Origin of the sequence: Pseudolysinimonas sp., assembly GCF_031389465.1 — a bacterium.
In the GTDB taxonomy this organism is placed as follows: domain Bacteria; phylum Actinomycetota; class Actinomycetes; order Actinomycetales; family Microbacteriaceae; genus Pseudolysinimonas_A.
Map to the genome: position 1 here is coordinate 1 of NZ_JANMSQ010000093.1, position 12,724 is coordinate 12,724.

Genomic DNA, 12,724 nt, shown 5'->3' on the forward strand with positions numbered 1-12,724 from the left:
GCTCCGAGCCGTAGGCGCGAGGTCGGGTCCCACGGTGTTCTTGGCCTTCGGAAGCCCGGCGGGGGAGCTCGTGGCCGAGGCGGAGTTGCCTTCGCGGCACCTGGTCGTCCGCATGGCGCACCCTGTCGCATGGGCGACGACGACCCTACCTAAAGTGGCCGACGCCCGCCCATTCTCCGCGGCAAACGACTTTCTCGCGGCGCGAGGGAGAGGCCGCATCGACTGGTAACCCGGTAAGCGTGCCCGATGACCGGTAGACGTCCAGAGTGAACTGACATAATGTTGCTTATCGGAGTGGGGTTTCATTCAGAGTTCATCTGGAGGATCAGCGTCCGAGATAGCCTCGCGGCGTGCCATCGTCTCGACTTCGTGCTTTCGGATTCGCTGTGGCGGTGCACATCGGACGATTTGCGGTGCTCATGTTGGCGCTCACCGTCGCGCCGCTGATCGGGATCTCCGGGTGGTACATGGGCCTCTTCGCGAATGTCGCCTGCGTCCTCTACGCCGTCGTGTTGGTCACCGTTCGCCGCTTGTGGCGCACCTCCGGAATCCTCGTCGGCTGGCGCGGACCTCGGGCGGCGATCGTCCTGCTCGTGTTGATCGCGGAGGTGCTCGTCTGGGCGGTTCCGGGCGGGCTTGAGAACCGTCCGCCGGGGTACGGCCTGTGGGCATTGACCCTGCTGCTGGTCGGGATCAACGAGGAACTCACGAGCCGGGTGGTCGTGCTGGAGCGGCTGCGTGCGGCGTTCGGGCCCCTCTCCGCCGTGGTCCTGACGGCGGCCCTCTTTGGCTTGCAGCACCTCTCCGCCTTCGCAACCACGGGACGTGACGCCGTCGACATTGCCGGCAACATCGTGGTCTCGGCATGCACGGGGTTCGCCCTCGTGGCGTTCCAGTACCGCTACCGGTGGGTGACGCCGCTCATCCTCGTGCACGCGGCCGCCGACTTCACGGCGATCCTCAGCCTGCGTCCACTGGCTGATCTCGCGATTGCGGCGACGGCCGTTGGCTTCGTCGCGCTCGGTCTCGTCATCCTCGGACGGCAGCTCGGCCGACCGCAGAATGAGCTCAGCTCACCGCCGTCTTCACCAGTGCCGTGATGGCCTTCTCGTGTGCGGGAGTCATCTCGAGAAGCGCCCAGGCCGTCGGCCACATCGTGCCCTCGTCGAGTTTCGCGGGCTGTTCGAATGCGAACGTGCCGTAGCGCACTTTGAACTTCGACGCCGGTTGGAAGAAGCAGACGATCTTGCCCTCGTCGTTGGCCCAGCCCGGCATCCCGTAGTACGTCTTGGGCACGAGGGAGGGACCCGCCTCAGTCACGATTTCGTGGAGTCGGGTCGCGAGCTTCTGGTCACTGCCGTCGAGCTTCGAGATCGCGGCGAGCACGTCCTTCAGGCCGGCCTCACGCTTGTCGGCAGCCTTGGATTGCGCGCGCAATTCGGCGGCGCGCTCTTTCACCGCGTCGCGCTCGTCGGCGCTCAGCCCGTCGGGCGTCTTCTTCTCAGCCATCTTGAATCCCTTCGTTGCCCGGGCATCCGCCCGACTCTCCCACGATAAGCACGGCCGGTCGGGCCCGCTTCTTCGGATCTGCTCGATCAATCCGCGCGCCGGAGCGGCCGGAATGGCGCCTCTTCGCTGACCGGGAGGAGTGCCGCGCTGATGAGCCGCGCCGTCTTGAGCACGAGGGGCGCCAGCGCTCTCGGGTCGACCGTACCGATCGTCGCGACCAACGAGACGGCGCCGTAGAACTCCCCTCGCTGGGTGAACACCGGCGCCGAGATCGACACGGTGCTCGACACGATCGCGCCCTCGCTGATCGCCACCGAAGTGCGCCGCACCTCGCGCACGATGGCACGGAGTTGGTCGGGGTTGGTGACGGTGTGCGACGTGTAGGCGTGCAGCGGCTCGGCCTCGATGACTTCCCACAGCTCGGGCGGCCCGAACGCGAGGAAGATGTGGCCCGGTGACGACGCGTGCAACGGCAGCCGCTCCCCCAGGCCGGCCGCGAGCCGCGCGCCGCCGCGACCGAGCAGTTGTTCGACCATGACGGCCTCCCCATCGAGGAGTGCAGTCAACACGAGATGTTCACGGGTCGCGACGAACAGCTCCTCCAGAAGTGGCAGGATGCGCGAGCGATGACGATAGGCGCGCGGCGAGAGCAGCCCGATCTCCCACAGCCGCAGGCCGATCACGTACCGGCGTCGCTCGTCGCGCTCGAGGGCTCCCCACGCGACGAGGTTGCCCACCAAGCGATGCGCCGTCGAGATAGGCATTTCGGTGACTTCGGCGATGTCCGACAGGCTCAGGCTGGGGCGGTCGGCAGTGAAGGCACCGAGGATGCTGAGAATCCGTTCTTGCACAGCCATGCGGGTCAAACTTCCACTAGTTGGGAATCGAATTGTCAACAATCTACCCCTCCCCTAGGTTTTCCCTCACACAGCAGGAGGCAACGTGGCCGAAGCACCTTCGTTGACGAAATTGTCGACAAAACGGTTGCCCGCTTGCGCGCGACGGGTTAGCGTGGCCACACCCCGCCACCAAAACGACTTTCTGCAACGAAGCGGAGGACGGCTATGGCCGCTCGGCTGAAGCTCACGGATGTCTCCCTGCACTTCGGGGGCATCTCGGTGCTCCAGGATGTCAGCCTCGAGGTTGAACCCGGGGCTGTCTTCGGCCTCGTGGGGCCCAACGGGGCTGGCAAGACGTCTCTCTTCAACTGCATCAGCGGGCACTACAAGCCCTCATCGGGTTCGATTCGAATCGACGACGTGGAGACGCTATCGCTCGCGCCGGCACGGCTGGCGAAGGTCGCGGGTCTGGCTCGCACCTTCCAACACCCAGCTCTTCGACTCGAAGCCTCGGTGTTGGAAAACGTGTTGCTCGGCGCGCACAGCCACCTCCCGGGCGGCCCGGTGAGTTGGGCCCTACGAATCCCTCCGACCATGAAGCGTGAGCGGGAGGCGCGCAGCGAGGCCCGCGACCTGCTCGAGCGATTCGGGTTGGGGTGGGCGGCCGACATCACGGCCGACGAGTTGTCGCACGGCCTGCACAAGGGCGTCGAACTGGTGCGGGCGATGATGTCGCATCCGCGGTTGCTGCTGCTCGATGAGCCGGCCGCGGGACTTTCGCATGCCGAGGTGGAGAGCTTCATCGCATCGGTCCGCACGATGCGTACCGACTTCGACGTGACGATCGTCATCGTCGAGCACCACATGGGTCTCATCTCCGCGTTGACCGATCGAGTCGTCGTGCTCGACCACGGCGCGAAGTTGATGGAGGGCACCGCCGCCGAAGCGCAGTCCGATCCGCAGGTCGTTGAGGCCTACCTCGGCAAGGAGATGAGCGACGATGACGCTGCTTGAGCTGGAGAACGTGACAGCGTCATACGGTCACGCCCAGGTGCTGCACGGCATTTCGTTCCGGGTCGGCGAAAACGACGCGGTCGGAATCCTGGGTGCGAACGGCGCCGGGAAGACGACGACGTTACGCGCGATCAGCGGGATGATCGCGACGGGCGGCAAGATCACCTTCGACGGTCGTGACATCACCGGGTATCGGCCCGACAGGGTGGCATCGCTCGGGATTGCTCACGTGCCGGAGGGTCGAGGGACGTTGGGTGATCTTTCAGTGCGCGACAACCTCCGGGTCGGCGCCTACTTGCGCAAAGATCGCCAGGGCGTCGCGGCCGACCTGGAGTTGTGCCTCGACCTGTTTCCCAACCTCCGCGAGCGAATCGGGTCGAACGCTTCTGCGCTGTCGGGCGGCGAACAGCAGATGCTCGCGATCGCCCGCGCGATCATGGCCCAACCACGGCTGATCCTGCTGGACGAGGCGTCGCTCGGGCTCGCGCCCAGCACAGCGCAGAACGTGTACCGGGCAATCCGGCGGCTGCGCAGCGAACAAGGGGTGGCGATGGTTGTGGTCGAGCAGAACGCGATGCTCGCGTTCTCGGTGGTCGATCACGCGATCGTGCTCGAGATCGGCAGCATGTCGCTCACCGGATCCCGGGACGAGCTCTTAGGTCTCGACGAGGTACGTCGCGCGTACCTGGGAGGCTGACGTGGAGTACTTCATCCAGCTCGTCATCGAGGGTCTCGCCACCGGATCGATCTACGGCGCCCTCGCTCTCGCGATCGTGCTGGTCAACCGGGCAACCGGTCTCATCAACTTCGCGCAGGGTGGGATGGCGGTGTTGTCGACCTTCGTCGCTTACGCCCTCGTCAATGCGGGAGCCCCGCTAGCGCTCGCGATCCTCGGCGCGGTCGTATTCGCCTTTGTGCTCGGAGCCGTCCTCGAACGCGTGATCGTTCGCCCCTTCGAGCGGGGCGACCCCGACACTGCGGTCGTCGTGACGATCGGGCTGTTCGTGCTGCTCGGTGGCATTTCCGCCTTCTTCTTCGGCTACGAACCACGGCAGTTCCCGTCGTTCTTCGGCCTGGAGACGTTCAACCTCGGCGGCGTGTTCGTCAGCCTCAGATCGATCGGCACGATCATCGTGCTCGCGATCGTCGTCGTGCTGCTGCAACTGTTGTTCCGCGGCACGAAACTCGGTCTCGCGATGCGCGCCGTCGCCGACAACCCGGTGTCGGCATCCCTCTCCGGCCTGCCGGTGAGTCGGCTGCTCATGGTCGGCTGGGGCCTCGCCTCGGTGCTCGGCGTCATCGCCGGGGTGCTCGTCGCACCACAGTTGTTCGTCAGCCCCGGAATGCTCGATTTCGTCCTCGTCTATGCCCTCGCGGCGGCGATCCTCGGCGGGCTCGACTCGCCCCTCGGCGCGGTCGTCGCGGCCTGGTTCATCGGAGTAGTGGAAAACCTCGCTGGCGCGTACATCGACATCATCGGCAACGATCTCAAGATCGCCGTGCCGTTCCTGGTGATGATCATCATTCTGATCGTGAGACCCCAGGGACTCTTCGGGCGGAAGGTCGTGGTGCGGGTCTGATGAACATGCCTCTCATGAACACTGCGACGAAACTCACCACGAACCGCTGGGTGCGCATCGGCATCGGCATAGCCATCGCCGCTCTGCTCATCGTCATGCCGCTGATCTCGAGCAAATTCGTCAACTACCAGCTCTCGCTCATGGCGGTCTTCGCCGTCGCGATCCTCGGGCTCAACATCGTGATGGGCTATACCGGCCAGGTCTCGCTCGGTCAGAGCGCGTTCCTCGGCCTCGGCGCCTACATCGCCGCCTACGGAGTCACCGAAGGCTGGCCCATCCCCCTCATCTTCATCCTGTGCGCAGTTGTCCCGGCGGTCGTCGGCCTCGTCGTCGCTCTCGCCGCTGCCCGACTGCGAGGGCTCGCCCTCGCGATGGTGACGATCGCGCTGCCGATCATCGGCATCCCTCTCGCGAAGCGCTTCCGCGAGTTCACCGGCGGAGCTCAAGGCACGACGGTGAGCTGGCTGCGTACCCCGGAGTGGGCCGAGGGCTTCCTCGAGAACGACCAGTGGCGGTACTACATCGTCGTCATCATTGCCGCGCTGATGTTCCTGCTCGCCCGCAATCTCGTCCGCGGACGGATGGGGCGCGCCTTCCGCATCGTGAAGGAGAACGAGGCGGTCGCCATCTCGATCGGAATCTCGCCCTACCGCTACAAGGTGCTCGCGTTCACGATCGCAAGCCTGTTCGGTGGCGTTGCCGGATTCCTCTATCTCGGCGTCGTGCAATACACCTCCCCCGAAACCATGTCGTTCCACACCTCGATCAACATGGTCGCCGCGATGGTCATCGGCGGTTCGGCCAGCATCCTCGGCACGATCTTCGCTGCAATCTACTTCGTGCTCGTGCCCAACCTCGCCAACGAGATCGACCCGTCACTGACCGCGCTCTTCTCGGGCGCGATCCTGCTCGCCGTGCTGTTCCTGGTACCCGGCGGCGTTGTCTCGCTCCCCCGCCGGATCGCCCAGGTTGTGCGCTCGCTCGGTCGTCGCGGCGGGTCAACCGACGGGCCGCCCGCGGCTCCCCTAAGCCCTTCGGATCGGGCGCTCGCGCCCGACACCACCACTCCGAAGTCCACTGAGATGAATAACACCGAGAAGAACAACAGAAAGAGGCAAGGTCAATGATGAACTTCCGTAACGCGAGCCGCATCAGCGGCGTCGTGGCCACGGGTGCCATCGCCGCCCTGCTCATCACGGGATGCTCCCGCGGTGACGACGGCGACACCGGCACCGACGAGGCCAGCCCGGGCATCACCGACACCACCCTGAGCTTGGGCATCAGCAGCCCGCTGAGCGGCCCAACGGCCGGCCCGGGATCGTGCTCGGTCGCCGGTCTCTACACCTATCTCGAAGCGGGCAACGCTGAGGGCGGCTTCGAGTTCGGCGACGGAAACACCCGCACCGTCGAACTCACCTACCTCGATGACGTGTACGACCCGTCGAAGGCCGTGTCGAACTTCCGTCAATTGGTCGACGACGGGATCTTCGCGTACGTGGGTGCCCTCGGCACCCCGACCAACGCAGCCATTCTGCCGATCGCCAACGAGGACGAGATCCCGCAGGTGCTTCTGGTCACCGGCGCGACGATGTTCTCGTCCGACCAGGAGGCGAACCCCTGGACCATGGGTCTGCTCCCGACGTACTTCTCTGAGGGCTTCGCCTTCGGAGAGCTGCTCGTCGAGCGCGGTGAAGTCACCGTCGCGATCCTCTCGCAGAACGACGACTACGGAGACGACTATGTCGCCGGGTTCGAGGCTGCCATCGAGGGCACGGATGTCGAGATCGTCGCGTCCGCGAGCTATGAGCCGACCGACCCGACGCTCGACGCGCAGGTCACCGAGCTCGCCGCTTCGGGCGCTGACGCGCTCCTGAGCGCCGTGTCGGTGACTCCGCTCCAGGTCGGCGTGCTGACCAAGGCGCAGTCGCTGGGGTGGCTCCCGGAGATCTTCCTCCCGTCGAACACCTCAACGCCTGCAACGGTAGTCATTCCCGGTAACGGGGCGGCCTATCCGGCGGTGTACTCCACGTCGCTGTCGAAGGTGCCGCCGTCGCCGGCCTTCGCCGAAGACGAGGATGTCATCGCGTACAACGAGGCGTTCGCCGAATACGGCGTCGAGATCGCCCCGACCTACACCCCGCACTGCGCTTGGAGCTACGCCGAGGGCGCGATCCTCGAGCAGGCGTTCCTCGGAATGACCGAACCGACGCGTGCTTCCTTCATGGAGGCGTTGCGCTCGATCGAGGACTTCGAGGCGCCGCTGCTGCTCGACGGCATCACCGTCAACACGACGGACCCGACGCTGCCGGCAATCCAGGGTTTGAACCTGGTGCAGTTCAACGGCACGGGTTACGGCCCGGTTCAGTAACCGGGCACTGACAGAACGCCCCGGGCACTGAGGCCCGGGGCGTTCTGCTGCTCACGCCTGACAGGACGGCAGTTGCCGCCGGATGAGATCGATCAGTTCGCGTGGCTCGAATGGTGGCCTTTCGGCGAGGAGCTCGGCCAGGGTCCACCAGCGGTGCTCGGTGACGTCGACGCGTTCGTCGTCCGTCCAGTTCTCGTCGGACGGCTCAAAGGCCTCGACGACGGCGGTGTAGAACTCCGCGTGCCCGGTGTCGTGGTCGGCCGAATCCCACTCGACCTCGAAGTCGTGCGACCACACCGGCCCGGTCACGGTTTCGAGACGCAGCCCGGTCTCCTCGTCGAGCTCGCGCAACGCTGCGTCGAGATGCGTTTCACCGGGGTCCACTCCCCCGCCGGGCGTGATCCAGCGTGCCCGGCGCGACGAGTCGGGCGCCGCGGTGAGGAACAACAGCACGCGGTCGTCGCGGTCGAACAGCAGCACCCGAGACGTGAGCCGATGCGCGTGGAGATTGGGCACGGCCGGCTCAGGGATGCGGGTGAAGGCTCTGCTTGCCCAAGAACCCGCTGACGTCGCCGACGTAGCGGATGCGACCCTCGGGCAACGGGTCGACCGCGGCGCGCGCGACCTCGGCGGCGAACTCGCTCACCGTGTACAGGCGCCCGGCGTCTTCGCGGCGCGCGTCGATCGCGCCGGGCCGAGCCCGGTCGAGCAGGGTCGCCGTGATGGTGCCCTCGATCATGTCGCCCGAAACGACGACGAAGCCGACGCCGGCGGCATCCAGATTCGGGATGCGCTCCCGCAGGGCGTCCTCGCCGGCTCGCTTGCTCTCGGCCACCTTCTGGTACTCGGGCATGGTCGGGACGCTGTGGATGAAGTGTGCCTGGTGGCTGGTGACGAACACGACGCGCGCGCCGTCTCCGAGCAGCGGCAGTGCGGTTTCTAGCGCACGCACCTGCGCGTCGCGGTTGAGCTGGAGGGCGTAGTCCTCGGCCATCCCGCCTTCCATGCCGCCGGAGGCGTTGAGCACGAGGATGTCGAGGCCACCCCAGGCTGCGGTGACGGTCTGGAACATCGCGGCAACCGAGGAGGGGTCGGTGAGGTCGCCACCGATCGCGATTGCTTCGCCCCCGGCATCCGTGATCTCGGCGACGAGCTTGAGGGCGCGCGCCTCCTTGTTACGGTAGTTGATCGCGACCTTGGCGCCAGCGGCGGCGAGGTACTTGGCGGTGTCGGCGCCGATCCCTCGGGACGATCCGGTGACGAGGGCGCGCTTCCCGGAAAGAGATCCGGCGGGCAGAACGGGGTCGATGCTCACGGTCACTGAGACTAGTCGGTCTGCTAGTTTCGAGACATGTCGGAGCTCCTAGTCGAGTGGGGTTGGGTCCTCTGGCTCGCCCTCGTTTTGGTCTTTGTGATCATCGAGGTCTTCACGCTCGACTTCACGTTTCTGATGATCGCCGGCGGAAGTTTGGGCGGCCTCGTCGCCGGCTTCTTTCAGGCACCCATCTGGGCCCAGATCGTCATTGCCGGAGTTCTTGCGCTCCTGCTTCTCTTCGTCGTCCGTCCGCCGCTGTTGCGCGCGTTCCGCAAGGGCGGCGATCCGACTCCGAGCAACGTCGAGGCGCTGCTCGGGCTCACCGGAACCGTCGTCAAGGAGTTCGCCGACTCGCGCGGACAAGTGAAACTGGCCAACGGCGAGACCTGGACCTCCCGACTCGCGAATGAACTGGACGGCGAACTCGTCGAGGGAGAGCGCGTTGTCGTCACGTCGATTGAGGGGGCGACCGCTGTGGTCGTCCCAGCGCCCGGAAAGAAGGACTGACCCCATGAGCGACGCCGAAATCTTCAACGCGGTGATCCTGTGGATCGTCGTGGCGATCGTGATCATCTTTGTGTTCACGATCATCGCGCGGTCGATCCGCATCATTCCGCAGGCGTACGCCGGCATTGTCGAGCGCCTCGGCCGCTATCACAAGACGCTCAACCCGGGGCTGAACATCCTCGTACCGTTCATCGATCGACTTCGCCCGCTGGTCGACATGCGTGAGCAGGTCGTTTCGTTCCCGCCGCAGCCGGTCATTACCGAAGACAACCTCGTCGTCTCGATCGACACCGTCGTGTTCTTTCAGGTGAACGACGCACGCGCCGCAACCTACGAGATCGCGAACTATCTGGGTGCCGTCGAGCAACTCACCACGACGACGCTCCGCAACGTGGTCGGTGGGCTCAACCTCGAAGAAGCCCTGACCTCGCGCGACAACATCAACACCCAGCTGCGCGTCGTCCTCGACGAGTCGACGGGCAAGTGGGGCATCCGCGTCGGACGGGTCGAGCTCAAGGCGATCGACCCGCCGGTGAGCATCCAGGACTCGATGGAGAAGCAGATGCGCGCCGAGCGCGACCGCCGCGCCGTCATCCTCACCGCTGAGGGCACGAAGCAGTCGCAGATTCTCGAAGCCGAGGGTATGCGGCAGTCCGAGATCCTTCGCGCCGAGGGTGATGCCAAGGCCGCGGTGCTGCGTGCTCAGGGTGAGGCCGAGGCCATTACGACGGTCTTCGGTGCCATCCACGCCGGTAACCCCGACAGCAAGCTGCTCGCTTACCAGTACCTGCAGACGCTGCCGAAGATCGCCGACGGCGACTCCAACAAGCTGTGGATCATCCCGAGCGAACTAACCGAGGCGCTCAAGGGCATCACGCCGGGCTTCTTCGAGGCTGCGCGCGGTGGAGCAAAGAGCTAAGGCCATTTCTGGCCTTAGCCGCGACCCCAGCGCCGACGGCCGTCTCGGCCGGCGGAACCACGGACGAGCAACGTGAGTGAGTTTTTCACCCCCGCTCCCCCGAGGGTGCTCGCCCATCGCGGGCTGGCGCTCGACGCCCCGGAGAACACGCTCCTGGCGTTCGCGAAAGCGACCGCGATCGGCGTGACCCACCTGGAGACTGACGTGCACGGCTCCGCCGACGGCGTGGCGATGATCAGCCACGACCCCGACCTCTTCCGGCTTGCGGGTCGGAAGGTGCGGGTCGGCCAGCTGACGTCACATGAGTTGCGCCGCATCCAGCTCGGCGAAGGCCAGGGGTTCTGTTCGCTCGCCGAAGCGCTCGACGCCTTTCCCGAATCGCGGTTCAACATCGACATCAAGGCGCAGAACGCCGTTGTGCCGACAGTGAAGGCGATTCTCGCGGCGGGAGCCACCGATCGGGTGCTCATCGGATCGTTCAGTCCGGCGCGTCGGCTCGCGGCGGTGCGCCAGCTGCCGGGTGTCGCGACATCGATTTCGTCCCGCGGTGCCGTCGCCGCGGTGACCGCAGCTCGAAGCGCGGGTGGTCTGCCGACGTTACGTCGCATCCTCCGCGACGTGCACGCCGTGCAACTCCCGCTCTCCATTCTGCGGATGTCGACGGTGACGGCGCGTACGATCGCCGCCTTTCACGCGGCCGGCGTCGAGGTCCACGCCTGGACGATCAACGACGATGTGGCGATGGATCGTCTGCTCGACCTGGGTGTCGACGGCCTGGTCAGCGACCGATCCGACCTCGCGATTGCGGTGCTGTCGCGGCGTTCAGACGCCCGTTCCTGAGGGCTTCTCGCGACCCGCTTCTCATCCACCCGGCAACGGCTGTGAATGCACTGGGAACGGGTGTGCGCGGGCATGCCTGACGCCAGCCTGTCGTTATACCAGTCACGGGCGTAGTTCTACAGAACTCACGCCAGACAACCGCCACCGGGAACAGGAAGAAGGCCACACGATGGCAGAACGGAACCTGCGGGGCATGCGACTCGGATCGCAGAGCCTCCAGAGCGAAGTGGGCGTCGAGTTCGTCTCGCGCCGCAAGAGCCTCTACCGCACGGTCGACGGTTCCACGTTCGAGGTGACGTTCGCCTTTGACGCCGAGATTCCCGAGACCTGGGAGTCCCCGCGGAGCGGTCAGGAAGGTCGCCTCGTCGCCGAGGACGGCTCGCTCGTCGAGACCGCGGTCGTTGAAACGAAGGCTCCGCGCACGCACTGGGACATGCTGCTCGAGCGTCGCACGCGCCCCGAGCTCGAGGAACTGTTGCAGGAACGCCTCGAACTGCTCCGCGCCCGCCGCGGTGAAGAGGCTCTCAAGAACTCCAAGAAGTCGGCTTAGGGCTTACGCGCCCGCGCCGCGACTCCGGCGATCAGCAAGCCCGCGAGACCGATGATCGCCGAGAGCCATTCGAGCTGACGCCCGACGAGCACCGCGGGGGTGACGGTTGTCAGCAGCGGCACGTCGGCGACCATGACCCCCGGCTCGTACCACGGCAGTTGCTGCTCGATCGTGCCGTCGGGCAACACGATCGCGCTCGTGCCAACGGTGGAGATGTTCACCACGGTGCGTGCGGTTTCGATGGCCCGGATGCGTGCGATCGCGAGCTGCTGAACGCTCTCGTCAGTGCGCCCGAAATCGGCGTTGTTCGTCTCGGCGAACACGATCTGGCCGCCCTGCTCCACGATCTCGGTGAGCAACTGGTCATCGACGATGTCGAAGCAGATGGCGTGCCCGACGATCACCCCATCACCGAGGTCGAAGACGGAGTCGGTCGTACCCGGCGTGTACTCGCGCTGGATGAGGTCGATGAGGTCGGGGGCGAACTGGCGCCAGAACGCGCGGTCGGGCACGTATTCACCGAACGGCACGGGGTGCTTCTTGTCGTAATAGTCGAGCACGCGCGATTCGCGTGAGCCCTCCCCCGCCTCCCAGAGCATGACGGTGTTGAAGTATTCGAGCATCGGCTCGCCGTTCGCGTCGACCTTGTCGAGTTGCCGCGTCGTGATCGTTCCGCCGATCAACGGTGCTCCCGCACGCTCGGCCACCTCGTCCCATAGGTCGGCCGCCCAGCCGTAATGCAGCGGGTTGGCGTCGGAGGCACCCTCCGGCCAGACGACGACATCCACGTCTTCGTCGTAGAGCGGCTCGGTGGCCGCCACCTGAGCGATCAGGTTGTCGCCGAATGCCTCGGGCGGGTCGAAATATCCGGCCTTGGTGGCGCCTTGAACCGCACCGACGCGGAACGTGGGGGCGCTCGCGGGGGCGGTGCCCGGCAGCGTGGTCCACGGCGGAACCGTGACGAGCATCAGCGCGGCGACCGTCACGAGCGCCCCGAAGGCGATGCCCTGACGCGGATGCCGGATCGCCTCCTGCGCGGCGGCCACGCCGAGCGCCACGAGAAACACCATCGCGAACGACACTCCCGAAACGCCCAGCCAGGCGAAGAGCGGCGAGAGCGGACTATCCGACTGCGAGAACGCCACTCGCCCCCACGAGAAGCCGCCGTACGGCCACACGCTGGCAATCGCTTCGCGCGCGGTCCAGAGCCCGGCGACGATGGCGGGAAGAAGCAGGAGACGACCGGCCGGCCCGCTCCACACCTGGGGGACCCAGCGGTAGGC

At 66.1% G+C, this 12,724-nt stretch carries 15 protein-coding genes; 10 read left to right on the top strand and 5 right to left on the bottom strand.

Annotation, left to right across the window (positions count from 1 at the left end):
• Positions 1 to 386: 386 nt before the first annotated feature.
• Positions 387 to 1,100 carry a CPBP family intramembrane glutamic endopeptidase gene (locus tag RMO30_RS03600; protein WP_309709618.1) on the top strand — a complete coding sequence of 238 codons (714 nt, stop codon included), beginning with the start codon at positions 387 to 389 and terminating at the stop codon, positions 1,098 to 1,100.
• On the opposite strand, the gene RMO30_RS03605 is transcribed toward RMO30_RS03600, so the two are convergent.
• The gene (locus RMO30_RS03605; protein ID WP_309709621.1) at positions 1,069 to 1,509 is read right to left on the bottom strand and encodes a hypothetical protein; all 441 of its coding nucleotides are present in this window, start codon (positions 1,507 to 1,509) and stop codon (positions 1,069 to 1,071) included. The two genes, RMO30_RS03600 and RMO30_RS03605, sit on opposite strands and share 32 nt — an antisense overlap.
• An 86-nt stretch (positions 1,510 to 1,595) precedes the next feature.
• Positions 1,596 to 2,366: an IclR family transcriptional regulator gene (locus RMO30_RS03610; RefSeq protein WP_309709623.1), complete on the bottom strand. Its 771-nt coding sequence runs from the start codon at positions 2,364 to 2,366 to the stop codon at positions 1,596 to 1,598.
• Between the two features lie 207 nt (positions 2,367 to 2,573).
• Here RMO30_RS03610 and RMO30_RS03615 point away from each other — a divergent pair, with 207 nt between their 5' ends.
• Genes RMO30_RS03615 through RMO30_RS03635 form a run of 5 tightly spaced genes read left to right on the top strand, consistent with a single transcriptional unit; the run spans position 2,574 to position 7,310 of the window.
• Positions 2,574 to 3,362, top strand: coding sequence for an ABC transporter ATP-binding protein (locus RMO30_RS03615; RefSeq protein WP_309709626.1), 789 nt, complete (start codon positions 2,574 to 2,576; stop codon positions 3,360 to 3,362).
• Positions 3,349 to 4,059, top strand: coding sequence for an ABC transporter ATP-binding protein (locus tag RMO30_RS03620; RefSeq protein WP_309709629.1), 711 nt, complete (start codon positions 3,349 to 3,351; stop codon positions 4,057 to 4,059). The genes RMO30_RS03615 and RMO30_RS03620 overlap by 14 nt, the downstream gene beginning before the upstream one ends.
• 1 nt (position 4,060) lies before the next feature.
• Positions 4,061 to 4,942, top strand: a complete 882-nt coding sequence (locus RMO30_RS03625; RefSeq protein WP_309709632.1) for a branched-chain amino acid ABC transporter permease — start codon at positions 4,061 to 4,063, stop codon at positions 4,940 to 4,942.
• A gap of 14 nt (positions 4,943 to 4,956) precedes the next feature.
• Complete coding sequence (locus tag RMO30_RS03630; protein WP_309709635.1) at positions 4,957 to 6,069, top strand: branched-chain amino acid ABC transporter permease; 1,113 nt, start codon at positions 4,957 to 4,959, stop codon at positions 6,067 to 6,069.
• Positions 6,069 to 7,310, top strand: a complete 1,242-nt coding sequence (locus RMO30_RS03635) for an ABC transporter substrate-binding protein (RefSeq protein WP_309709638.1) — start codon at positions 6,069 to 6,071, stop codon at positions 7,308 to 7,310. The genes RMO30_RS03630 and RMO30_RS03635 overlap by 1 nt, the downstream gene beginning before the upstream one ends.
• 51 nt (positions 7,311 to 7,361) lie before the next feature.
• Here the strand turns inward: RMO30_RS03635 and RMO30_RS03640 are convergent, their stop codons facing one another.
• Together RMO30_RS03640 and RMO30_RS03645 are read right to left on the bottom strand one after the other, a co-directional pair.
• A complete protein-coding gene (locus RMO30_RS03640) occupies positions 7,362 to 7,826 on the bottom strand; it encodes an NUDIX domain-containing protein (protein WP_309709640.1) in 465 nt (154 codons plus the stop codon).
• A gap of 7 nt (positions 7,827 to 7,833) precedes the next feature.
• The gene (locus RMO30_RS03645; protein WP_309709654.1) at positions 7,834 to 8,619 is read right to left on the bottom strand and encodes an SDR family oxidoreductase; all 786 of its coding nucleotides are present in this window, start codon (positions 8,617 to 8,619) and stop codon (positions 7,834 to 7,836) included.
• Positions 8,620 to 8,661: 42 nt separating this feature from the next.
• Here RMO30_RS03645 and RMO30_RS03650 point away from each other — a divergent pair, with 42 nt between their 5' ends.
• The 4 genes from RMO30_RS03650 to RMO30_RS03665 all read left to right on the top strand — a co-directional run bounded on the left by RMO30_RS03650 (position 8,662) and on the right by RMO30_RS03665 (position 11,441).
• Positions 8,662 to 9,132, top strand: coding sequence for an NfeD family protein (locus RMO30_RS03650; protein ID WP_309709642.1), 471 nt, complete (start codon positions 8,662 to 8,664; stop codon positions 9,130 to 9,132).
• Between the two features lie 4 nt (positions 9,133 to 9,136).
• Positions 9,137 to 10,051, top strand: coding sequence for an SPFH domain-containing protein (locus RMO30_RS03655; RefSeq protein WP_309709644.1), 915 nt, complete (start codon positions 9,137 to 9,139; stop codon positions 10,049 to 10,051).
• Positions 10,052 to 10,123: 72 nt separating this feature from the next.
• Positions 10,124 to 10,891 carry a glycerophosphodiester phosphodiesterase family protein gene (locus tag RMO30_RS03660; protein WP_309709646.1) on the top strand — a complete coding sequence of 256 codons (768 nt, stop codon included), beginning with the start codon at positions 10,124 to 10,126 and terminating at the stop codon, positions 10,889 to 10,891.
• A 169-nt stretch (positions 10,892 to 11,060) separates the two neighbouring features.
• Positions 11,061 to 11,441: an RNA polymerase-binding protein RbpA gene (locus RMO30_RS03665; protein ID WP_309709649.1), complete on the top strand. Its 381-nt coding sequence runs from the start codon at positions 11,061 to 11,063 to the stop codon at positions 11,439 to 11,441.
• Here RMO30_RS03665 and lnt read toward each other — a convergent pair.
• A partial coding sequence (gene lnt / locus RMO30_RS03670; RefSeq protein WP_309709652.1) for an apolipoprotein N-acyltransferase occupies positions 11,438 to 12,724 on the bottom strand: 1,287 nt, incomplete at its 5' end. The two genes, RMO30_RS03665 and lnt, sit on opposite strands and share 4 nt — an antisense overlap.

Coding starts and splice junctions, on each gene's coding strand:
- RMO30_RS03635 (WP_309709638.1), top strand. CDS start 6,069: ATGAACTTCCGTAACGCGAGCCGCATCAGCGGCGTCGTGGCCACGGGT.
- RMO30_RS03650 (WP_309709642.1), top strand. CDS start 8,662: ATGTCGGAGCTCCTAGTCGAGTGGGGTTGGGTCCTCTGGCTCGCCCTC.
- RMO30_RS03665 (WP_309709649.1), top strand. CDS start 11,061: ATGGCAGAACGGAACCTGCGGGGCATGCGACTCGGATCGCAGAGCCTC.
- RMO30_RS03630 (WP_309709635.1), top strand. CDS start 4,957: ATGAACACTGCGACGAAACTCACCACGAACCGCTGGGTGCGCATCGGC.
- RMO30_RS03605 (WP_309709621.1), bottom strand. CDS start 1,509: ATGGCTGAGAAGAAGACGCCCGACGGGCTGAGCGCCGACGAGCGCGAC.
- RMO30_RS03655 (WP_309709644.1), top strand. CDS start 9,137: ATGAGCGACGCCGAAATCTTCAACGCGGTGATCCTGTGGATCGTCGTG.
- RMO30_RS03620 (WP_309709629.1), top strand. CDS start 3,349: ATGACGCTGCTTGAGCTGGAGAACGTGACAGCGTCATACGGTCACGCC.
- RMO30_RS03615 (WP_309709626.1), top strand. CDS start 2,574: ATGGCCGCTCGGCTGAAGCTCACGGATGTCTCCCTGCACTTCGGGGGC.
- RMO30_RS03610 (WP_309709623.1), bottom strand. CDS start 2,366: ATGGCTGTGCAAGAACGGATTCTCAGCATCCTCGGTGCCTTCACTGCC.